The organism is Rothia nasimurium, from assembly GCF_928381415.1.
GTDB classification, from domain to species: domain Bacteria; phylum Actinomycetota; class Actinomycetes; order Actinomycetales; family Micrococcaceae; genus Rothia; species Rothia nasimurium_H.
In genome coordinates, this window is the sequence record NZ_CAKMSF010000027.1 from 1 (window position 1) to 730 (window position 730).

The window sequence follows — 730 nt, forward strand, 5'->3', positions numbered from 1 at the left end:
GACTGGCCGGGGTGCTCTGCTTCCCACAGGGCAATGAGTTCTTTTTTGCGGGTGTTAATCTGCGCGTTGCGCTTGCTGAAGTCCTCAACGAACCCGGCGAGTTCTTCGATTTCCCCGGTGCGCGGGTTCAGGTTGTACCCGGCTTCCATCAGGTAGGCACGAAGCTCCATGTCCCCGTTGATAATGGCGGTGCCTAGGGCGTTGATGGTGGCGTTGTGCTTGACCAACTCGGCAGTATCCAGTGCCCGCCAGCGTCCGCCGACATAGACCCGGTTCAGGGTCTGGAAGTGCAGGTGCCAAAAGGGGTCACCCTCGCGGGAGGTCTTATGCACCACGGTGGCTGATTCTAGGCGTTCAACGGGCACCCAGGAGCGCACGCCCTGGCTCATGATGCGGGTGTGCAGGTTCTGCGCTTGGTAGCGTCCGATCGCTTCGGCAGCTCGGCCCATGGTGCGCTCTAGGACGGTGGCGAACTGTGGGTCAATGGCCGCTAGGACGGAGAGAGATTTAGGGGCGTTGATGGTCTTGTCAATGAACATGACAGACTGCTCAGTTTTGCCGGTAACCGGGTGAACGCGCTCTTTGAGGGTGCCCCGCTTCTCGCCGGTGCGCGGGTCAATCCATTCAACCCACCCTTGGTATTCCTCGGGGGTCAGAAGCTGAATATCCTCGATATTTCCATCGGAGGTGTAGGCGGTGCGGGTGGCTAGAAGCTGGTTGTTTTCGGTGT

At 59.6% G+C, this 730-nt stretch carries 1 protein-coding gene; it reads right to left on the bottom strand.

Going from position 1 to position 730, the window contains the following annotated elements:
• A partial coding sequence (locus L7A20_RS11840; protein WP_237223681.1) for a relaxase domain-containing protein occupies positions 1-730 on the bottom strand: 730 nt, incomplete at both ends.